Here is a 21764-nt window from a genome sequence, read left to right as displayed (position 1 = left end):
GACCGTCCCTTCCGTGTCCGAATTAGACGATTCAGGGCGGTGCGGGGGGTTCTGTCTGATGTGGTCAGGCAAGCAGCGCAGCCGACCGCTTTCAGCTCCTTTCGCTACTGGCCCTCGTTAACCATTTCCTGCTCGCGGGGGCTATCGCATGACCGATCTCGCAGCTTTGACCAGCCTTCCCTACGACCAGCGCACCAAGGTGTTCCTGGACTACCTGGACCGCGCCCGTGCCGCTGGCCCGGTAGCCGAGAGCTACCAGCCAGGTGTGTGGGAGGTGTTCGGCTACAACGAGGCACTCCAGGTGCTCGGCGACCACCGGACCTTCTCCAGCGACATGAACGACATGATCCCCGAGGACGAGCGGGAGCTGGCCAGCGCCGCCCAGGGCAACTTCCTCGGCACCGACCCGCCCCGCCACACCCAGATGCGCGAACTGGTGCGGCGCGCGTTCACTCCCAACGTCATCGCCGGTCTCGAACCGATCATCGTCGAGACGGCGAACGAGCTGCTGGACCAGATCGAGCTGTCGGCCGACGGCACCGGCGTCTTCGACATCGTGGCCGAGTACGCCGCCCCGCTGACCGCCCGGGTCATCGCCAAGCTCTTCGGCATCCCGGAGAAGGACCACACGATGTTCACGGTCTGGGCGGACGCGCTGCTCGGCGCCCGTCCGGCCGGTGAGCTCGGCCGGGCCGACGAGTCCGCGGTGCGCGAACTGGGCGAGCTCGTCCGTTTCGCCTCCGCCTACTTGCTCGACATCATCCACCAGCGCCGAGCCGAGCCCCAGGACGATCTGATCAGCGCCCTGGCGCAGGCGGAGGTCGACGGACGGTCCCTGGAGGACCACGAAATCGTCGGTGTCATCGGCATGTTCGTGATCGCGGGGCACCTGCCGTCCTCGGTGCTCGTCGGTAGCACCGTGATGAGTCTGGACAGTCACCCCGACGTCCTCGCCGAGGTCCGCTCCGACCTGGACCTCCTGCCCAAGGTCGTCGAGGAGGTGCTGCGCTGGCGCTCGCCGCTGGTGCGGGACCAGCGGGTGACGGCGTGCGAGACGGAGCTCGGCGGGGAGCGCATCCCGGCTGGCGCGGTGGTGTGCGTGTGGCTGCTCTCCGCCCACCGCGACGCTGCCCACTTCGACCGCGCCGAGGAGTTCGACATCCACCGGCCGAACCAGGGCCGGCACGTCGCCTTCGGCAAGGGCATCCACTTCTGTCTGGGCGCGCCGTTGGCCCGCATGGAGGCGCGCATCGCGCTCACCGCCCTGTTGCGGCGCTTCGAGCAGATCGAGGTGCTGCCGGAATCCGGCATCCAGTTCCACCCCTCGATCGGCGTCCTCGGCCCGGTCCGACTGCCGGTCGCCGTGCGCCGCGCCACCCAGGCCGGCTGACCTCGCCGGGCCCGGACCGTGACTCGGTCCGGGCCCATCGACCCCGACACCGCCCTGCGCACCACCCTGCCGTCCTCAGTGAGGGATCCCCATGGCGAATGACCGGCCCGCCCGCCCGCACCCGCTCAGCCCTGCGTATGTGATCTACACGTCCGGCTCGACCGGAGTACCCAAGGGCACGGTGATCCCGGGCGAGAACCTCGTCAACCTGCTGGCGGACTTCCAGCAACGGCTGGACTTCGGCCCCGACGACCGCATGCTCGCGGTCACCACCTTCGGCTTCGACATCGCCAACCTGGAATTGCTACTGCCGCTGCTGTCCGGCGGTGAGCTGGTCCTCACGGCGCAGGACGGCGCGCACGACGCGCAGGCGCTCAAGCAGCTGATCACCGATACCGGAGTGACGGCCGTCCAGGCCACGCCCACCCTGTGGCGCCTCGTACTCGACCACGGTCCAGAGGGCCTGGCGGGGCTGAAGGCGCTGGTCGGCGGCGAGGCGGTTCCCGAGGGCCTGGCCCGGGAGTTGGGCGAGGCGGTCGCGGAGGTCACCAACGTCTACGGCCCGACCGAGACCACCATCTGGTCGACGGCGGCCACCGTCGACCCCGAAGCTCCCGGCCGTCCCCCGATCGGACGCCCACTCGCGAACACCCGCACGTACGTGCTCGACCGCGCGCTGCGCCCCGCGCCCACCGGTGCTACCGGCGAGTTGTTCATCGCGGGCGCCGGCGTGGCCCGCGGGTACCTGAACCGGCCCGGGCTGACCGCCGAGCGCTTCGTGGCCGACCCCTTCGGCCCGCCCGGATCCCGGATGTACCGCACCGGGGACCTGGCCCGCTGGCGCGACGACGGCAGCCTGGACTACCTCGGCCGGACCGACGGCCAGGTCAAGATCCGGGGATTCCGGATCGAGCTCGGCGAGGTCGAACACGCGCTCACCGATCACCACGAGGTCGCCCAGGCCGCCGTCGTGGCACGGGACTTCGGCTCCGGCGGGCCGGTCCTGACCGGCTACGCCGTGCCCGTCCCCGGCACTGCCCCGGACCCGGCCGCACTGCGAGAGCACCTCGCCCGCCGGCTGCCCGGCCACATGGTCCCCACCGTCCTGACCTTGCTTGAGGCGCTTCCGCTGACCCCCAACGGCAAGCTGGACCGCAAGGCGCTGCCGGCCCCCGACCTTGGCCCGGCCGGGCCCGGGCGCAGACCGCGCACCCCGCAGGAGGAGATCCTCTGCGAGCTGTTCGCCGAGATCCTCGAAGTGTCCCAGATGGGCCTGGACGACAACTTCTTCGAGCACGGCGGCCACTCGCTGCTCGCCACCCGCCTGGTGAACGCCCTGCGCACGCGGCTGCGGGTGGAGATCCCGGTGCGCACCCTCTTCGAGGCGCCCACCGTCGCCGCCCTCGCCGCCCGGATCGACGGCTCGGCCGGCGCGCGCAGAACGCTCGCCCCCGCGGCCCGGCCCGCGCAGATCCCGCTGTCGTTCGGGCAGCGCCGACTCTGGTTCATCAACCGGCTGGCGGACGACGGCTCCGCCTACCACATGCAGAGCGTCCTGCGGCTGCGCGGCGAACTGGACCGCGCGGCGCTCGCGGAGGCCCTCGCCGACGTCGCCGCCCGCCACGAAGCGCTGCGCACCGTCTTCCCCGAGGCCGACGGAGAGCCCTACCAGTGCGTCCTCGACGTGCAGGAGGGCCGCCCTGTCCTGACCGTGACGCCGAGCGGCGAGGCGGACCTGCCCGGCCGGCTGCGCGCCGCCGCGGCCGAGGCCTTTGACCTCACCCGTGAAGTCCCGCTGCGCGCCCACCTGTTCGCACTGTCGCCGACTGAGCACGTACTGCTGCTCGTCCAGCACCACATCGCCGCCGACGGCTGGTCGCTGACCGTGCTCGCCCGCGACCTCGGCGCGGCCTACCGGTCCAGGAGACTTGGCCAAGAGCCTGGTTGGCGTCCGCTGCCGGTCCAGTACGCGGACTACACGCTGTGGCAGCGCGAGGTCCTCGGCGCGGACGACGACCCGGCGAGCCTCCTCGCGACGCAGACCGCCTTCTGGCAGGACGCGCTGCGCGCACTGCCCGAGCAGACCCTGCTGCCGACGGACCGGCCGCGTCCGCGCGAGGCCGGCTTCCGGGGCGAGACGGTCAGCTTCAGCCTGGGCGCCGAACTTCACCAGCAGTTACTCGACTTGGCCCACCGGCACAACGCCAGCCTCTTCATGGTGCTGCAGGCTGCGCTGGCCGCGCTGTGCACCCGGCTCGGAGCGGGCACCGACATCCCGATCGGCTCGCCCATCTCGGGGCGGACGGATGCCGCTCTCGAAGACCTGATCGGCTTCTTCGTCAACACCCTGGTCCTGCGCACCCGCACCGCGGGCGACCCGCGCTTCACCGAACTGCTGACGACGGTCCGGGACAACGCCCTTGCAGCGTACGCCCATCAGGACCTTCCGTTCGAGCGCCTGGTTGAGATCCTCAAGCCGGAGCGCTCGCTGTCCCAGCACCCTCTGTTCCAGGTCTTCCTCGCACTGCAGAACACTCCCGATGCCGACATCCGCTTCGCCGGTCTGGACGTGAACCTGGCCGGGGAGCCGCTGCCGTCAGCCAAGTTCGACCTGGCGTTCAACCTCTCCGAGCGGTTCCGCGAGGGTCGGGTGGCGGACGGCGTCCAGGGCACCGTCGAGTACCGCACGGACCTCTTCGACCACACCACCGTCGGAATCATCGTCGAACGGCTGACGAGCTTCCTGCGGGCCGTCGCCGCCGACCCGCGCCGACGGATCGGAGCCGTCGAGATCCTCGGCGAGGACGAACGCCGCCGGTTGCTCGCTAACCTCCCCGCGCCGGTCCGCGGCGCCGAGGACGTGCTGCACCTACGGTTCTCCCGCACGGCCGCGGAGCACCATGGCCGGGTCGCCCTGCGCGCTGGGGACCGGGAGCTGACGTACCAGGACGTGGACCGGCGGGCCGACGCGTTGGCCGGCACCCTGATCGCCCGGGGCGTCGGACCGGAGAGCCGGGTCGCGGTCTTCCTGGAGCGCTCCCCTGAACTGGTCGTGTCGATGCTCGCCGTGTGGAAGGCCGGAGGAGTCTGCGTCCCACTGCACGAGGCGTACCCGGCGGACCGGCTCGAATGGGTCATGGCGGACACCGCGGCGTCTGTGCTGCTGACTGACCGGGCCATGCTCGCCCGGGAGTTCCACCACGGGGCACAGGTCGTCGTGGTGGAGGTGGAGCAGGTGCCGACCGATGCCACCGCGACTGGCCCCGACCTGCCGGTCGTCCACCCGGACCAGCTCGCCACCATCATGTACACCTCTGGCTCCACCGGGCTGCCCAAGGGTGTGACCGTCGCCCACCGGGACATGGTGGCCCTCGCCGACGACCCGTGCTGGGACTCCGGCAACCATGAGCGCGTGCTCATGCACGCCCCCTACGCCTTCGACATCAGCGACTACGAGCTCTGGGTTCCGCTGCTGGCCGGGAACGAGGTGGTGCTCGCCCCGCCCGGACCGTTGGACACCGCCGCCCTCGCCAGGCTGATCGCGGACGAGAAGATAACCGCCGTGCACTTCACCGCCGGGCTCCTGCGGGTCGTGGCCGAGGACGCGCCCGAGTGCCTGGCCACCGTCCGCGAGGTGCTCACCGGTGGCGACGTCGTCTCTCCGGTCGCGGTCCAGCGTGTCCTGGAGCATGCGCCCGGAGCGGTCGTGCGCCAGCTGTACGGGCCCACCGAGATGACGCTGTGTGCCACTCACCACGAGCTCCGGTCGCCGTACACCGCTGACATCCGGGTGCCGCTCGGGCGGCCGCTGGCCGGCACCCGGGTCTACGTGCTGGACGAGTGGCTGCGGCTGGTACCGCCGGGAGTGACCGGCGAGGTCTGGCTGGCCGGGAGCGGTCTCGCACGCGGCTACCTCAACCAGGCCGGCTTGACCGCTGAGCGGTTCATCGCCGATCCCTTCGGAACCCCCGGAAGCCGGATGTACCGCACCGGCGATCTCGCGCGCTGGAACAGCAGTTGGCAGCTGGAGTTCATGGGACGCGGCGATGACCAGGTCAAGATCCGCGGCTTCCGGGTGGAGCCCGGGGAGGTTGCCGCGACGCTGGCGGACCACCCCGAGGTCTCGGAAGCCGAGGTGCTGGCGCGCCTCGACCACCGCGGCGAACGGCAGCTGGTCGCCTACGTCGTCGCGGGCGGCCTGCGGCCCGCCGAACAGGAGGCCGGGGCGCTCCAGCACGTCGCCGAATGGCGGCAGATCTACGACGGCATGTACGACAGCGCCCGCTCCGCCGCCTTCGGCTCGGACTTCTCCGGCTGGGAGAGCAGCTACGACGGCCGTCCCATCCCCTTGGACGAGATGGACGAGTGGCGCCGTTCCATCGTCGAGCAGATCCGCGAACTGCGACCGCGGCACGTGCTGGAGATAGGGGTGGGCAGTGGCCTGATCCTGTCCCAGCTGTACGCCGAGTGCGAGTCGTACTGGGCCACCGACTTCTCTGACCAGGCGATCCGCACGCTCCGCGCCCATCTGGGATCCCACCCCACCGTGCGGCTGAGCACCCAGAGCGCGGACGACCTCACTGGCCTGCCTGCCGGGCACTTCGACACGATCGTCATCAACTCGGTGGTGCAGTACTTCCCCGACGCCGGCTACCTGCGGCGGGTGCTGACCGCACTCACCGCCCTGCTCGCCCCCGGCGGCTCGCTGTTCGTGGGCGACGTGCGCAATCTGGATCTGCTGCACACCTTCCACGCCGCCGTCGAGGTGGCGCGCACCGACGGCGCCGAGGACACCTCCAAGCTCCGGCGCCGGGCCTGGCGCCGGGCGGAGCGGGAGAAGGAACTCCTGGTGGCGCCCGGCTTCTTCCACCGGTTCGCCCGGGCCACTGACGGCCTCGCCGGCGCCGACGTCCGCGTCAAGCGCGGCCGCGCCCACAACGAACTGACCCGCTACCGCTACGACGTCGTGCTGCACGCCGCGGTGAGCGCTCCGGTGCCGCCGGTCGAGGCGACCACCCTGCGCTGGGCCCAGGATGTCACCGCTCTGACGGACCTTCATGCACGCCTTGCGCAGCACCGCCCGCGGAGATTGCGGGTGACCGGGGTGCCGGACGGCCGTACCGGGCCGGAGGCGGCGGCGGCCGCCGCCCTGGACGCGGACGAGCCGCTCGCCCGGGTGCGGGCCCGGCTGGTGGAGGCCGCCGGAGTCGACCCGGCGCTGCTGTACGAGATGGGCGACCGGCTCGGCTACCGGACGGCCGTCACCTGGTCGCCGTCCGGGCCCGACCCCCTGCTCGACGTGCTCTTCGCCGACGCCTCCGAGTCCACCGGCCCGGTACCGCCGACCGAGTGGGCCGAGCCCACCACCGAGGACGAGGCTGCCCCCGACACCAACGCGCCGCTGCTCTTCCAACAGGCCGGGCGGCTCGCCAAGGAGCTCCGGGCGCACCTCGGCACCCGGCTGCCGGCGTACATGGTTCCGGCGGAGTTCATAGTGCTGGACCGTCTTCCGGTCACTGCTAACGGAAAGCTCGACCGGGCGGCCCTCCCGGAACCCGATCCGGGGGTGCAGGCCGGTTCGGGCGCGCCGCGCTCGCCGCGCGAGGAGACGCTCTGCGCGCTGTTCGCCGACGTGCTCGGGCTGCCCGAGGCGGGCATCGAGGACGACTTCTTCCAGCTGGGCGGGCACTCGCTGCTGGCCATCCGGCTGGTCAACGCGATCCGCTCGGCATTCGGCGCCGAACTGGACGTGCGGACCGTGTTCGAGGCGCCCACCGTCGCGGCGATCGCCGAGCGGCTCGACCGGGCGACTCCGGCGCAGGCCCCGCTGGTCCCGATGGACCGCCCGGACCCGCTGCCGGTGTCGTTCGCCCAGCGCAGGCTGTGGTTCCTGCACCGGCTGGAGGAACACGGCGGCGCCTACAACATCCCGATCGCGCTGCGACTGTCAGGCCCGGTGCGGGAGGGCGAACTGCGCCTGGCCCTACACGACCTGGTGGTACGGCACGAGTCGCTGCGCACGGTCTTCACCGAGGTGGACGGCGAACCGGTGCAGCGGATCCTGGACCCGGAGCAGGCGCGGCCCGGCCTTGCTGTGGTGGACACCGACGCCGACTCGCTCGAACGGTCGCTGACGGCGCAGGCCGACCGCGGCCACGACATCAGCGCCGAACTTCCGCTGCGCGCGACGCTCTTCCGGCTGACGCCCACCGATCATGTGCTGCTCGTGGTGCTGCACCACATCGCCGGTGACGGCTGGTCGATGGACCCGCTGGCCCACGACCTCGGCACCGCCTACGCGGCGCGCCTGGCCGGCCGGGCACCGGACTTCCCAGTGCTGCCCGTCCAGTACGCCGACTACGCGCTGTGGCAGCGCGCGGTGCTCGGCAGCGAGCAGGACCCGGAAAGCCGGATCAACGGCCAGATCGCCTACTGGCGCGACAGGCTGGCCGGGCTGCCGGAGGGCCTGGAGCTGCCGACGGACCGGCCGCGGCCGCCCGAGTTCAGCTACCGGGGCGCAGAGGTCGCCTTCCGGCTGCCGGCCGGGCTGCACGCGAACCTTCTCGGCCTGGCCCGAGAGCACGGCGCCACCCTCTTCATGGTTCTGCACGCTGCCCTCGCGGCGCTGTTGACCAGGCTGGGGGCTGGCACCGACCTACCGATCGGCACTCCGGTGGCCGGGCGCGCCGATGCTTCGCTGGAGCGGCTCGTCGGCTTCTTCGTCAACACTCTGGTCCTGCGCACCGACACCGGCGGCAACCCGGCTTTCGCTGATCTGCTCCGGCAGGTAGCCGCGGAGGACCTGGAGGCCTACGCCCATCAGGACGTCCCGTTCGAGCGGCTGGTGGAGGTGCTGGCGCCGCCGCGGTCGCTGTCGCGGCACCCGCTGTTCCAGGTGATGCTGGCGCTGCAGCCCGGCGGCTGTGAGGCAGTGGCCCTGCCGGGGCTTGAGGTCACCGGGCAGCGGATTCCGCAGCGGACGGCCAAGTTCGACCTCGACGTCCAGCTACGCGAGACCCGCACACCGGCTGGCGAACCGGCCGGTATCGAGGGCACCGTGGGCTACTGCGTGGACCTGTTCGACGAGGCGAGCGCCGCCTCGCTGGCCGACCGGCTGATCCGGTTCCTCAGCGAGGTGGCCGCGGACCCGGCCCTGCCCATCGGGGACGTCGACATCCTGACCCCGCAGGAGCGGCCCCGGCCCGCCGACGCGCAGACGTCCGGCCCGACGCGCCTCGATCCGGTGCCGCTGCGCTTCGAGGCGCAGGCCCAGCGCACGCCCGCGGCGCCCGCGGTCAGCTGTGCGGGCAGCACCCTGTCCTACGCTGACCTCGACGCCGAGGCCAACCGCTTGGCCCGGCTCCTGGTCGCCGGCGGCGCCGGTCCGGAGCGCGTGGTCGCCGTGGCGCTGCCGCGCTCGGAGCGGATGCTGGTCGCTGTCCTCGCGGTGCTGAAGTCCGGTGCGGCGTACCTTCCGGTGGACCGCGGCCAGCCGGCTGAACGGATCGCCTTCGCCTGTGCCGATGCCCGGCCGATTCTGGTGATCACCGAGGGCGAGGCGGTGGCGGGGATCCCCGACCTGTCAGTGCTGCCCCAGGTCCGCCTGGACGATTCCGCGGTACGGGCCTCCCTCGCCGGCACCCGCGGCGACGCCCTCTCCGCGGAGGAACGGGGCGCGGCGTACGCGGCGGACTCCGCCGCGTACGTCATCTACACCTCCGGCTCAACCGGCCGGCCCAAAGGCGTCGTGGTCTCCCACGGCAGCATGGCCCGGCTGCTGGAGTGGGCGGTGGACCGGTTCGGGGCCGAGGGCCTGGCGGACGTCCTGGCCGCCACCTCGCTCTCCTTCGACGTCTCGGTGTTCGAGCTGTTCGCACCGCTGATGACCGGCGGTCACGTCGAGATCGTGCGCGACCTGTTGGAACTGGCCGAGCGGCCCTGGTCGGGCACCCTGGTCAGCGGCGTACCGTCGGTATTCGCCGCGCTGCTCGCCGGCGGCGAGGCCGCCTTCTCCGCCCGGACCCTGGTGATGGCCGGCGAGGCGCTGCCGGAACACCTGGTCCGGGAGGTGCGTCGGCTGCTACCCGGAACGCGACTGGCCAACATCTACGGCCCGACCGAGGCCACCGTCTATGCGACCGCCTGGTACTCGGATGACGAGAAGGCCACCGGCGAGGAGATCGGCGCTCCGCCGATCGGCCGGCCCCTGCCGCACGTGCGTGCCTACGTCCTCGACGAGCGGCTGCGACCGGTTGTCACCGGGGTCCGCGGTGAGCTGTACCTGGCGGGCGCGGGTCTGGCCCGTGGATACCTCCGCCGGCCCGCGCTGACCTCCGAGCGGTTCGTCGCCGACCCCTTCGGCGGGCCGGGGGCGCGGATGTACCGTACCGGCGACCTGGTGCGCCGCCGCCAGGACGGCGCTCTGGACTACCTGGGCCGCACCGACGACCAGGTCAAGGTGCGCGGCTTCCGGATCGAGCTCGGCGAGATTGAGAACGTCCTGACCCGCCACCCGGCGGTGACGGGCACCGCAGTGAGCGCTGTGGCCGACCCGGCCGGCGACCGGCGCCTGGTGGCCCACGTGGCGCTCCGCCCGGGCAGCGGTACGACCGTCGCGGAGATCGCCGCGCACGCCGCCGCCTCGCTGCCGGAGTACATGGTGCCGACCGCGTTCGTCCTCCTGGACGCGCTGCCGATGAACGCCAACGGCAAGCTCGACCGGGCCGCCCTCCCGGCCCCGGACCTGAGTGCCCGCTCCGCGGGCGGCCAGGCGCGCGACCCCCGCGAGGAGCTGATGAGCGAGCTGTTCGCCCAGGTGCTCGCCGTGCCTTCGGTAGGCCCGGACGACGGCTTCTTCCAGCTCGGCGGGCACAGCCTGCTGGCCACCCGGCTCAGCAACGCCGTCCGCTCCGCGTTCGGGGTCGAACTGCCGCTGCGCGCGGTCTTCGAGACGCCGACCCCGGCCGGCTTGGTGGCCCGGCTGGACACCGCGGACACCGCCCGCCAGGCGCTCGTCCCGGCCGAACGCCCCGCGGTGATCCCGCTGTCGCACGCCCAGCAGCGGTTGTGGTTCCTCAACCGGCTCGACGGCAGCCCGGGGGCGTACAACATCCCGCTGGCCCTGCGGCTGTCCGGGGAGCTCGACCCGGCAGCGCTGGACGCCGCACTGCGGGACGTGGTGGAACGGCACGAGGTCCTGCGCACCGTCTTCCCGGACCACGACAGCGTTCCCCACCAGCGGATCCTCGTGGCCGAGGACGGCCCGGCCGCCCTCGTCACGGTGCCGGTCACCGCTGCGGAGCTGCCCGCCGCGCTGTCCACCGCGAGCCGGACCGGCTTCGACCTGGCCGTCGAACCGCCGCTGCGCACCGTGCTGTTCCGGCTCTCGCCGACCGAGCACGTCCTGCTCCTGGTGCTGCACCACATCGCCGGCGACGGTTCCTCGTACGCTCCGCTGGCCCGCGACCTCACCACCGCCTACCGGGCCCGCTCGTCGGGCCGGGCCCCGCAGTGGCAGCCCTTGCCGGTCCAGTACGCGGACTACACGCTCTGGCAGCGGCAACTACTCGGCACCGAGGACGCCCCGGACAGCGCCATCGCGCGGCAGCTCGCCCACTGGCGGGACGCTCTGGCGGACCTGCCGGAGGAGCTCACCCTGCCCGCCGACCGTCCGCGCCCCGCCGTGCCCGGCCACCGGGGCGGCCTGGTGCCGCTCGAACTGGACGCGCGGCTGCACCGGAAGCTGACCGAGCTGTCCCGGCGCGAGGGCGTCACCACCTTCATGGTCTTCCAGGCCGCGCTCGCGGCGCTGCTCACCCGGCTCGGCGCCGGGACGGACATCCCGATCGGCAGCCCGCTGGCGGGCCGCGGCGACCAGGCCCTCGACCAGCTGGTGGGCTTCTTCGTCAACACCGTGGTGCTGCGCACCGACACCTCCGGCGATCCGGACTTCGTCACGCTGCTGCACCGGGTCCGTACCACCGCGCTGGCCGCCTACGCTCACCAGGACGTGCCGTTCGAGCGGCTGGTCGAGGTCCTGAGCCCGACCCGCTCGGTGTCCCGGCACCCTCTGTTCCAGATCCTGCTGGTGCTGCAGAACACCGAGCCGCCGCGGTTCGACCTGGACGGCCTGACGATCACCCAACCGGAGGTGGACCCCGGCACGGCCAGGTTCGACCTCGACGTATCCATCGGCGAGAGCCGCACGCCGGAGGGCTTGGCGGCCGGCGCGCAGGGCAGCATCCGGTACAACGCGGACCTGTTCGACGAGGCCACGGTGACCGCGCTGGCCGACCGCCTGGTGGCCCTGCTGACCGCCGTGGCGGACGACCCGCGGGCGCCGATCAGCTCTCTTGACGTGCTGTTGCCGCACGAGCGGCTCGGCATCGAGCAGTGGTCCGCTGCTCCGGAGCCGCCGGTGCCCGCGCGGACCATGCCGGAGCTGTTCCAGCTGCAGGTGGCGCGCACGCCAGACCGTACGGCGCTGCGCTCCGGAGATGACACCCTGTCGTACGCGGAGCTGAACCGCCAGGCCAACCGGCTGGCGCACCACCTCCGTTCGCTCGGCGTGGGTCCGGAGAGCACCGTGGCGCTGCTGCTGCCGCGCTCGCCCGAGCAGGTGACCGCCGTGCTGGCCGTACTCAAGGCGGGCGGCGCCTTCCTGCCGGTGGACCCGGACTACCCGGCCCAGCGGATCCGGCACATGCTGGACGACGCCCGGCCGGCCCAGGTGCTTACCCTGCGCTCGCTGACCGATCGGCTGCCGGAGCCGGCTGCCGCGCTGGTGCTCGACGACCCGCTCACCGCGCGGACGGTCGACGCGCTACCGGACACCGAGCTGGCCGACCAGCACCGCACCGTCGCGCTGTTGACCGCCCATCCGGCGTACGTCATCCACACCTCGGGCTCCACCGGCCGCCCGAACGGGGTGGTGGTGACCCACGAGGGCATCGCCAATCTGGCGGTCCGTCAGATCGAGCGGTTCCAGGTCACCGCAGCGGACCGGGTGCTGCAGTTCGCCTCGCCCAGCTTCGACGCCGCCTTCTCCGAACTGTGCATGGCGCTGCTGTCCGGCGCCGAACTGGTGCTGGCCACCAGGGAGGAGCTGATGCCGGGCCGCCCGCTGGCCGAGCTGATCGCCCGGCACCGCGTCACCCACGTGACCCTGCCGCCGGTGGCACTGTCGGTCCTGCCGCCGGACGGGCTGGCGACGGTTCGAACCCTGGCCGTGGCCGGCGACGCGATGCCCGCCGACGCGGTGCGCCGGTGGGGCTCCGGACGGCGCCTGATCAACGCGTACGGGCCGACCGAGACGACCGTCTGCGCCACCATGAGCGAGCCGCTGACCGGCCCGGACCGCCCGTCGATCGGCCGTCCCATCGGCGGCGCCCGCGTGCGGGTCCTCGACGGGCGGCTGCGGCCCGTGCCGCCGGGAGTCGCCGGGGAGCTGTACGTGAGCGGTCCCGGCCTGGCCCGCGGCTACCTCGGACGGCCCGGGCTGACCGCGCAGCGGTTCCTGCCCGATCCGTTCGGCCCGCCGGGTTCGCGCATGTACCGCACCGGTGACCTGGTCCGCTGGGACCGCGAGGGTCGGCTGCACTTCCTGGGCCGCGCCGACCACCAGCTCTCGGTGCGCGGGTTCCGGATAGAGCCAGGCGAGATCGAGGCCGCGCTGCTCGACCATCCGGCCGTCGCCCAGGCCGTGCTGACCGTCCGCGAGGACGGTCGGGGCGAGCCGCGGCTGATCGGCTACGCCGTATCGCACGGTGACGCGCCGGACCCGGCCGAACTGCGAGCGCACGCGGCCGAACGGCTGCCCGCCCACATGGTGCCGGCCGCGGTGATCGTCCTACCGGCGCTGCCGGTCACGCCGAACGGGAAGCTGGACCGTGCCGCGCTGCCGGAGCCGGACTTCTCCGGACGGCCGGACCGCGCCGCGCGCAGCCCGCGCGAAGCCGTCCTGCGCGAGCTCTTCGCGGAGGTCCTCGGCGCTCCCGACCTCGGGGTCCACGACAGCTTCTTCGATGTCGGCGGCCACTCCATGCTGGCCGCCCGGCTGATCGACCGGGTCCACAACGTGCTGGGCCTCGACCTCGGGCTGCGGCTGCTGTTCGAGGCCCCGTCGGTCGCGGAGCTGGCGGCCGCCCTGGACGGCGGCGCGGACGGATCGCGGCTCGGTGGCGACTGGGACGCCTTGTTGCCGCTGCGGCCGGGCGGCACGGGCGCACCGGTGTTCTGCGTCCATCCGGCGGCCGGTCTCGGCTGGTCCTTCGCCGGGCTTGCCCGGTATCTGGACGCCGGGCACCCGCTGTACGCGCTGCAGTCGCCGGGACTGGACGGCGGCCCGGACCGCCTCCCGGCGACGGTGGCCGACATGGCGGGAGCGTACGTCGCCGAGATCCGCCGGGTCGCTCCGCAGGGTCCGTACCACCTGCTCGGCTGGTCGGCGGGTGGGCTGATCGCCCACGAGATGGCCGTGCAGCTCCAGGAATCCGGTGAACAGGTGGGTCTGCTCGCGGTGCTGGACGGCTATCCGCTGGCCGACCTGACTCCGGTCGCCGCCACGGCGCCCGAGGAGGTCGCCGAGGCAGTGCGCCGGGAGACCGCCGGACTCCAGCTCGATGACCGGATTCGGAGCAATCTGGCGGCCGTGTACCTGAGCGTCGTCCGAGCCGCCCAGGCGTTCACTCCCGGCGTCTTCCAGGGGGAGCTGCTGCACTTCGCCGCGGCCCACGACCGGGATCAGGACCGATTCGAAGCGAAGCTCTGGCAGCCGCACGTCGATGGCCCGCTGCGGCGACACGAAGTCGCCTGCGGGCACGAGGAGATGACCCGGCCGCAGGCCCTCGGCGTGATCGGACCGGTAGTCGCGGATCGGCTCCGAGAGATCACCGCATCCGCACAACACACGGAGGGAACCAACTCATGACCAATCCATTCGAGGACGACGCCACCTACCTCGTGCTGCGCAACGCCGAGGGCCAGTACTCGCTGTGGCCCTCGTTCGCCGAGGTGCCGGCCGGCTGGGAGAGGGTCTACGGCGAGGCCGACCGCCAGTCCTGCGTCGACCACGTGAACGAGCACTGGGTCGACATGCGTCCCAACAGCCTGATCGCGGCTATGGACACTGCCACGAGGGGGAGTGCCACCCCGTGAACACCGACCGCAGCCACTTCGAGGATCTGACTGTCGATCACATCATGCTCTGCGTAGTCGATCTGGACGCCCGGACCAGCGAGTTCGTCCGCGGCTACGGGCTGACCGTCACTGATGCGCCGGAGCGGACCGGTGCGGAGCGCACCGCTGTCCTCACTGGTGGGGGAATCCGCCTGGTGCTCAGACAACCGCTGCACGACGAGCATCCGGACGCCGCCTACACCCGGCGCCACGGCGACGGCGTCGCGGACATCGCCCTGGGCGCCACGGACGCGGCGGGCGCCTTCGCCGAGGCGGTTCGCCGCGGCGCGCGTCCGCTCGCTGAGCCGACAGAAAAGGACGGGGTCGTCACCGCGTCTGTGGCCGGATTCGGCGACGTGGCCCACACCTTCGTCCAGCGGCCCGCGGCCCGGCCGTCTGCCGACGCGGCGGCGACCGACACCGGCCTGCGGTACGTGGACCACTTCGCCGTGTGCGTGGAGGCGGGCGAGCTCGACGCCACCGCGGAGTTCTACCAGCGGGTCCTGGACTTCCGGATGATCTTCGAGGAGCGGATCACCGTCGGCGCCCAGGCGATGAACTCCAAAGTAGTGCAGAGCCGTTCCGGCCTGGTCACGCTGACCGTCATCGAGCCGGACACCACCGGCGACCCGGGACAGATCGACGGGTTCCTCAAGAACCACGGCGGCGCCGGCGTCCAGCACGTCGCCTTCACCACCGACGACATCGTGCGTACCGTCACGACGATGCGCTTGGCCGGTGTCGAGTTCCTCGACACCCCCGACGCGTACTATGGCAGGCTTCCTGAGCGGCTGGCGCTGTCCCGCCATTCGTCCGAGCAGCTCGGCAGTCTGCGCATCCTGGCCGACGAGGACCACGCCGGACAGCTGTTCCAGATCTTCACCCGCTCCACGCACCAGCACCGGACGCTGTTCTTCGAGCTCATCGAACGTGCCGGGGCCACTACGTTCGGCAGCGGCAACATCCGTGCGCTGTACGAGGCCGTGGCAGCGGAGGGCGAATGAGGACCGGCCCGCGGCATCCGGCCTTTACAGCGCCGCCCGGCCTGGCCGGCCTGCGGAGCGCGGCGCACGCCGCCACGGCGCCCGAGGTATGGGACTTCATCGAGGGTGGCAGCGGCTGGGAGACGACGCTGTCGGCGAACAGGGCCGCCTTCGACGCGGTGACGCTGGTGCACCGGGTGATGGCCGGCACAGCCTCCGCGTACTGCGGCGGCCGGCTGCTGGACACCGACATCGCCATGCCGCTGCTCGTGGCGCCGATGGCCTACCAGCGCCTGCTGCACCCCGACGGCGAACTCGCCACTGCCCGGGCGGCCCGCGCCGCCCGGGTGCCGTTCATCCTCAGCACTCTCAGCAGCCATCCGATCGAGGCCGTGGTCGACACCGGTGCTGCCGTGTGGTTCCAGCTGTACTGGCTGCGCGAGCGCCAGGCACGCGAGGAGCTGGTGGCCCGGGCCGAGCAACTCGGTTGCCGGGCCCTCGTGGTGACCGTGGACGTGCCGGTCATGGGCCGGCGCTGGCGGGACGTGGCCAACGGGTTCACGCTGCCCCCACACGTCCGGGCCGCACTGCTCGGGCCCGGACTCGACGACCTGGCGCACCGCCCGGCGTCCGGGGTGTCCGCGGTCGCCGCACACACCCGCTCGCTCTTCGGTGTCCCGACCCTGTCGGAGCTGGAACAGCTGCGCCGGCGAACGGAGCTGCCCCTCGTGGTCAAGGGCATCCTGGACCCGCAGGACGCCCGACGGGCGGTGGAGTGCGGCGCCGACGCGGTGGTGGTGTCCAATCACGGCGGCCGCCAACTCGACGGCGCCATCCCGAGTATCGCCCAGCTGCCCGCGGTGGTCGAGGCGGTCGGCGGGCAGTGCGACGTCCTGCTGGACAGCGGGGTGCGCACCGGCACGGACGTCCTGCGCGCGTTGGCGCTCGGTGCGGCCGCAGTGCTGTTGGGCAGGCCCGTCCTGTGGGGTCTGGCCGCTGACGGCGAGAAGGGAGTCGCCGAGGTGCTGTCCGTTCTAAGTGACGAGCTGCGCGAGAGTATGCTGCTCGCCGGCTGTGCCGACCTGGCCGCCGCGGCCGGGCTGCACGCTCGCAGGTGGGTGCCCGGTGACTGACGACCGCCGCCCCTCGGAAGCCTACGACCTGGACCTCGCCGACCTGCACGCCTCGATGGAGGATCCAGCGCTTGCCTCCATGACCTTCCTCAACGAGGTCACCGCGCGTTACCCGAACGCCCTGTCTTTCGCACCGGGCCGGCCGGCCGAGGACCGCTTCGACATCCAGTCGGTGCACTGCCGCCTGGAGCGGTTCTGCGACCACCTGTCGACCGACCTCGGCTACGGCCCCGCCGAGGTGCGCAGGACCCTGTGCCAGTACGGACGGACCAGCGGCATCGTGCAGCACCTCATCGCACGCCACCTCGAGGTGGACGAGGAGATGCGCGTCGATCCGGAGTCGATCGTCGTCACCGTCGGTTGCCAGGAGGCGATGTTCCTGGCTCTGCGCAGCCTGCGCCGGGACGAGCGCGATGTCGTCCTGGCTGTGGCACCGACCTACGTCGGGCTGACCGGCGCGGCGCGGCTGGTCGACATGCCGGTGGTGCCGGTGGCCAGCGGTACGACCGGCGTCGACCTGGCGGACTTGGCCGCGAAGCTGCACCAGGCCCGCGAGCGCGGACTACACCCCCGCGCTTGCTACGTCGTACCGGACTTCGCGAATCCCTCCGGGTTGCGCCTGGAGCTCGAAACGCGCCGCGAACTGCTCGCCCTGGCCGCCCGGGAAGGGATCCTCCTCTTGGAGGACAACCCGTACGGAATGTTCCACGACGGCTCCGGGCGTCTGCCTACTCTCAAGGCGCTCGACACCGACAGGACGGTGGTGTACCTCGGATCATTCGCGAAGACCGTGCTCCCCGGCGCCAGGGTGGGCTACCTGGTGGCCGATCAGCGGGTACGGGACGCCCAGGGGCAGGTCGGTGGATTCGCCGAGCAGCTCTCACGGATCAAGAGCATGGTCACCGTGAACACCTCACCGATCTCGCAGGCCGTCATCGGGGGCGCCCTGCTGGAGGCCGACTTCAGCCTGGCCCGGGCGACCTCCGGCGAACGGCAGATCTATCAGCGCAATCTGGCGCACGTTGTGCGCGGTCTGGAGTCGCGGTTCCGGCGGTGCCCGGACGTATCCTGGAACACCCCGGGCGGCGGGTTCTTCATCGTCGTCAATGTGCCATTCACCGTCGACGACGAATTGCTCGAACGGTCTGGTCGGGAGTTCGGTGTGCTCTGGACGCCGATGTCGTATTTTCACGACGGAAAGGAAGGGGACAATCAGCTCCGACTGTCCTGCAGTTCACTCTCCGGCGAACAGTTGGAAGAGGGGTTGAACAGGCTTGCGACCCTTTTCGCCGACCTTGGGGTACGTCATGTTGACAGGGACGCCGACTCGATGCCTGACTGTAGTAGTGTGAGCGCGGACATTACAGTCAGGAGTCGAGTTGTTGCACTGTGAAGCTGTCTGCAAGCGCTACGGTGCAGGGCGGTGGATCCTCAGCGACGTGGACATGAAGGTCTCCGCCGGCGACGTGGTCGCGGTGATAGGCACCAACGGTTCCGGGAAGTCCACCCTGCTGAAGATCCTGGTCGGGCTGTCACAGCCCACGTCCGGCACGGTTTCGGGCCGACCACCGACCGTCGGGTACGTACCGGACCGTTTTACGGCGCACGAACGCATCTCGGCGATTTCCTACCTCACCCACATGGGACGCATCCGAGGCATGTCGACATCCGTGGCCCGCGCCCGGGGCGGTGACCTGCTGGAGCGTCTGGCCCTCGTGGGCGGCCCGACCGCGTCGTTACGCACGCTCTCCAAGGGCAATGCGCAGAAGGTCGCAGTGGCCCAGGCCCTGCTGGTCCGACCCGATCTGCTCGTCCTCGACGAGCCTTGGTCGGGGCTGGACGCCTCGGCCCACGGCGTCCTGGGCGAGTTCATCGACGAAGCGGCCGCCCACGGCGGCGCGGTGGTTTTCACCGACCACCGCGAGGCGATCACCGGGACGCACGCCACCGGCGCCTACGCCATCACCGATGGCCGGGTCACTTGGCGCGGCGGCACGCACGCCGAAGGCTCCGCCCCGATGGTCGAGCTGGTACTGACCGTGCCGGCCAGCGGCGCCATCCCGGCCGAGCTGGACTGGTACTCGTTTCCGGGCGTGGTGGACGCCGCTCGCCGGGGCCAGGGCATCACCCTGCGGGTGACCCGGGAGCACTCGGACACCATACTGATGACCGCGCTGCAGCACCTCTGGTCGGTGGATGCGGTGGCCACGGCCGCGCACGACCACGGCTCCCGTCCCGACACCAGGAGTGTCGCGCTGTGATCCCCCTGGTCCGCTACATGTTCACGGTGCTGCTGCTCTCCCAGCGCTACCTCGCGCCACTGCTTCTGTTCGTCGGCCTGACCTCCGTGCTGACCAGCAGCGACAACGGCCCGCTCACCGCCAGCTACGCCGCAGTGGCCGGCGTCATGCTGCTGTGCTCCGCATGGCTCACCATGGCGCTGATCGGCCTGGAGGACCCACCGCACCGCTCGATCGTGGTCGTCAGTGCGGGCAGCCACCGGAGAGCCCTGCTCGGCTCGGTCGCTACCGCCGCCGTCTGGTGCCTGCTGCTGACGGTGGCCGGTCTGGCGTTACCGCTGTTTTTCGGAACCCACACCGTCCGCCTCGCTGATCTGGCCCTCGGCACGGAGGCCCAGCTGAGCTGCGCCTTCACCGGCATGGCCATCGGGCTGGTCTGCTCGCGGCTGGTGTTCCGGCGACAGGGCTACGCGCTCGTCGCCGCCTTGGTGCTGCTGCTGGCCGTCATGCTCGGCAAGGGCGTGTCGCCGGTCAACATCATGCTGACCGACCTCCAGCAGGCGACGAACCCGGCGGACGTCCTGGGCTCCACGGGCGTGCTGCTCGCCGCCGCCGCGGTGTTGCTCGCGGTGGGAACGGCCGTCACCCACGCGATCACCGTCAAGAAGAGCTGAGCCGAAAAGAGCCGAAGGGACGTCCCGCGCGAGTGCGGGACGTCCCTTCGGTCGCTTACGCCGCAGCCTCGCTCGTGCCACCGGGGATCTCCCGCACCAACCGCAGTTCGGAGCGGAGCAGCACCACCGTCGCGGCCGACGACGCCACCGCGGTCAGCACGAGCGCCCACCCGGTTCCGGCCTTCGGGCCCATGGCATTGCCCAGGACATCGGCAGCCGCCCCGCCCAGCAGGGCTCCGAGCGGCATCGCGCAGAAGTTGATGGTCCGTGACGTCGCGTGCACCCTGCCCAGCAGCTCCGGCCTGGTGACCGACTGTCGCAAGGTGGTGATCGTGGCGTTCCAGACCGGCACCCACACCGAGGCCGACGCACCGACTACAACGAGGGTCGGCACGGCCGGCAGCCACAGGGCCAGCGGGGCCACGGCCCACACCGCTCCGGAGGCACAAGCGGCGATGAGAGTCGTTCCGAGACCGAAGCGCGCCAGCAGCCGGTCCGCCATCCACGCGCCACCGACCCCGCCGAGGCCTACCAGCGTGAAGAGCATCCCGACCGTTCCGGGTGGGAGCCCGAGGGTTCGGTATGCGAAGAGCAGCAACACCGTCGAGCCGGCCGCGTTGCCCAGGTTCCGCACCACTGCGGCCAGCGTCGCGGGGCGCAGCAGCGGGTGCCGCCACAGTGCCGCGACGCCCTCCCTCATCTCGGCGAACATCGAAGCCCCTGGCTCCCGTGGCGGTGCCGGGGGCTCCGGGGTGCGAAGGCTTATGAGCGTCAGGACCGGTATGGCGAACGTGGCAGCGACCACCGCCAGCGCCGTCGTACCGGAGAGGAACTGACCCAGCAGGCCGCCCAGGGCCGGCGCGCCGAGCATGGCGAGAGAGGTGGACACCTCAAGCCTGGCGTTTGCCCTCGGCAGCATGTGCCTCGGCAGAAGGGTCGGCAGGTGCGACTGGTTGGCGACGTCATACAGAACGCCGAACGAACCGGCGGCGAGCGCCGCTACGCACAGTTCCGCCATGCCCAGCACCCCGGCGGCCGCGGCCAGGGGGATCGCGGCGAGCGCAAGCATCGTGCCCGCGGTCGACCCCATCATGGCCGGTCTGCGCCGCCGCCGGTCCATCGCGACGCCGGCGAAGAGTGCCAGCAATGGATAGGGAGCAGTGCTCGCTGCGTTCAGCAGGCCGACACCCAGACTGGACGCGTGGAACAGGACGATGGCGATGGTCGGAAAGAGGAAGATCGCCACCTGCTGGCCCATGACACTTACGGTCTGGCCGAGCCAGTACCAGCGGAAATCGCGGCGGGCCGACAGGTTTGTCCGTTCGGCGGAACGGTCCGGTTTGACGGCTGCCACGTGAGCCGCGAGGGTGTCGTTTTCCGCCCTTCCTGTCCTTCGCGTACTGGTCATTTCATCCCCCTGTTCCGGACGGCTTCCACCGACACGTCCGGGTAATTCAAACACGCGAAATCGAGATCGTCGACCGGGTCCTGAAATGCGGATAAATCCAGTGAAATTACTCTGGAAGATGAGGATCCGTTTCCCGTGTGACTTGTGGGGATTGGATGCCGACTGGGGCGAGTGCCCGTTTTGAGAAGTTTCGCCCGTCATGCAGGGCAAAAGTGCTGGCCAGGTGCACTTGTTTAGTAATCGTCTTGAGGTGGTACAAGACCCTGGCGTACTATACGAACCACCTGATGGATTGTTCGTTGTCGACTGTATAAATTGCCCCCGCCTCAATGAACGCGGTTCGACTGACTGGGCGTTTCGTTCCGAGCTTCGAGGTCGGGTCCCGCGCCAGGTGAGACTTCACGGGGCCGGCCGGCGCGTACGAGGACCTACTGCTGGTGGCTCTGCGGATCTGGGACCGCGCCACTTCGGCTTGCTGATGATCCGTGGCTGCCTGGCCGAGGCGCGTACCCGGCGCGACGACGCCCCGGCCGACGGCGTCGCCGCCTCCGGCGTGTTCCTCGACAACTTCCTGCGCGTCCTGGGCCCCGCCTGCCACGCCACCCGCGCCCTCCGGAACGCCCTGCGCGAGAGTCGCCCGGCGCTCCCGTCCACGACTTACAACGAGCTGCTGACCGAGAACGCAAAGGCCGAGCGCTCCGGCCGCGCGGTGCCCGCTGCCGGATGATCTCGCGGGCGGAGGCCGAGCGCATGCACGGGC

10 protein-coding genes are annotated in these 21764 nt (G+C 71.4%); 9 read left to right on the top strand and 1 reads right to left on the bottom strand.

From position 1 onward, the window contains the following. The first annotated feature begins 148 nt into the window (after positions 1–148). The 8 genes from ACIP60_RS26865 to ACIP60_RS26830 all read left to right on the top strand — a co-directional run bounded on the left by ACIP60_RS26865 (position 149) and on the right by ACIP60_RS26830 (position 19596). Entirely contained in the window at positions 149–1390 is a 1242-nt protein-coding gene (locus ACIP60_RS26865; RefSeq protein WP_400688582.1) for a cytochrome P450, read from the top strand. A 91-nt stretch (positions 1391–1481) separates the two neighbouring features. Then, a complete protein-coding gene (locus tag ACIP60_RS26860; protein ID WP_400688580.1) occupies positions 1482–14318 on the top strand; it encodes an amino acid adenylation domain-containing protein in 12837 nt (4278 codons plus the stop codon). Continuing rightward, a complete protein-coding gene (locus ACIP60_RS26855) occupies positions 14315–14545 on the top strand; it encodes an MbtH family protein (RefSeq protein ID WP_400688578.1) in 231 nt (76 codons plus the stop codon). Before ACIP60_RS26860 ends, ACIP60_RS26855 begins: the two co-directional genes overlap by 4 nt. Next, complete coding sequence (gene hppD / locus ACIP60_RS26850) at positions 14542–15570, top strand: 4-hydroxyphenylpyruvate dioxygenase (RefSeq protein ID WP_400688576.1); 1029 nt, start codon at positions 14542–14544, stop codon at positions 15568–15570. Before ACIP60_RS26855 ends, hppD begins: the two co-directional genes overlap by 4 nt. Then, positions 15567–16682 (top strand): alpha-hydroxy acid oxidase, encoded by a 1116-nt coding sequence (locus ACIP60_RS26845; RefSeq protein WP_400688574.1) that lies wholly within the window; start codon positions 15567–15569, stop codon positions 16680–16682. The genes hppD and ACIP60_RS26845 overlap by 4 nt, the downstream gene beginning before the upstream one ends. A 55-nt stretch (positions 16683–16737) precedes the next feature. Continuing rightward, positions 16738–18075, top strand: a complete 1338-nt coding sequence (locus ACIP60_RS26840) for a PLP-dependent aminotransferase family protein (protein WP_400688653.1) — start codon at positions 16738–16740, stop codon at positions 18073–18075. Between the two features lie 46 nt (positions 18076–18121). Continuing rightward, the gene (locus ACIP60_RS26835) at positions 18122–18943 is read left to right on the top strand and encodes an ATP-binding cassette domain-containing protein (protein WP_400688572.1); all 822 of its coding nucleotides are present in this window, start codon (positions 18122–18124) and stop codon (positions 18941–18943) included. Further along, a complete protein-coding gene (locus ACIP60_RS26830; RefSeq protein ID WP_400688570.1) occupies positions 18940–19596 on the top strand; it encodes a hypothetical protein in 657 nt (218 codons plus the stop codon). The genes ACIP60_RS26835 and ACIP60_RS26830 overlap by 4 nt, the downstream gene beginning before the upstream one ends. Before the next feature lie 55 nt (positions 19597–19651). Here the strand turns inward: ACIP60_RS26830 and ACIP60_RS26825 are convergent, their stop codons facing one another. Next, positions 19652–20950, bottom strand: a complete 1299-nt coding sequence (locus ACIP60_RS26825) for an MFS transporter (protein ID WP_400688568.1) — start codon at positions 20948–20950, stop codon at positions 19652–19654. 526 nt (positions 20951–21476) lie between these two features. Here ACIP60_RS26825 and ACIP60_RS26820 point away from each other — a divergent pair. Then, entirely contained in the window at positions 21477–21731 is a 255-nt protein-coding gene (locus ACIP60_RS26820; protein ID WP_400688566.1) for a hypothetical protein, read from the top strand. Positions 21732–21764 lie beyond the last annotated feature (33 nt).

This window comes from Kitasatospora sp. NPDC088783, from assembly GCF_044750705.1.
Classification (GTDB): Bacteria; Actinomycetota; Actinomycetes; order Streptomycetales; family Streptomycetaceae; genus Kitasatospora; species Kitasatospora fiedleri.
Note: the sequence above shows the minus strand (reverse complement) of the source record. Positions and strands in the feature narration are given on the sequence as shown.

Bases quoted from the DNA above. Each gene is read 5' to 3' on its own strand.
- ACIP60_RS26865 (WP_400688582.1), top strand. From the start codon at position 149: ATGACCGATCTCGCAGCTTTGACCAGCCTTCCCTACGACCAGCGCACC.
- ACIP60_RS26860 (WP_400688580.1), top strand. From the start codon at position 1,482: ATGGCGAATGACCGGCCCGCCCGCCCGCACCCGCTCAGCCCTGCGTAT.
- ACIP60_RS26855 (WP_400688578.1), top strand. From the start codon at position 14,315: ATGACCAATCCATTCGAGGACGACGCCACCTACCTCGTGCTGCGCAAC.
- ACIP60_RS26845 (WP_400688574.1), top strand. From the start codon at position 15,567: ATGAGGACCGGCCCGCGGCATCCGGCCTTTACAGCGCCGCCCGGCCTG.
- ACIP60_RS26840 (WP_400688653.1), top strand. From the start codon at position 16,738: ATGGAGGATCCAGCGCTTGCCTCCATGACCTTCCTCAACGAGGTCACC.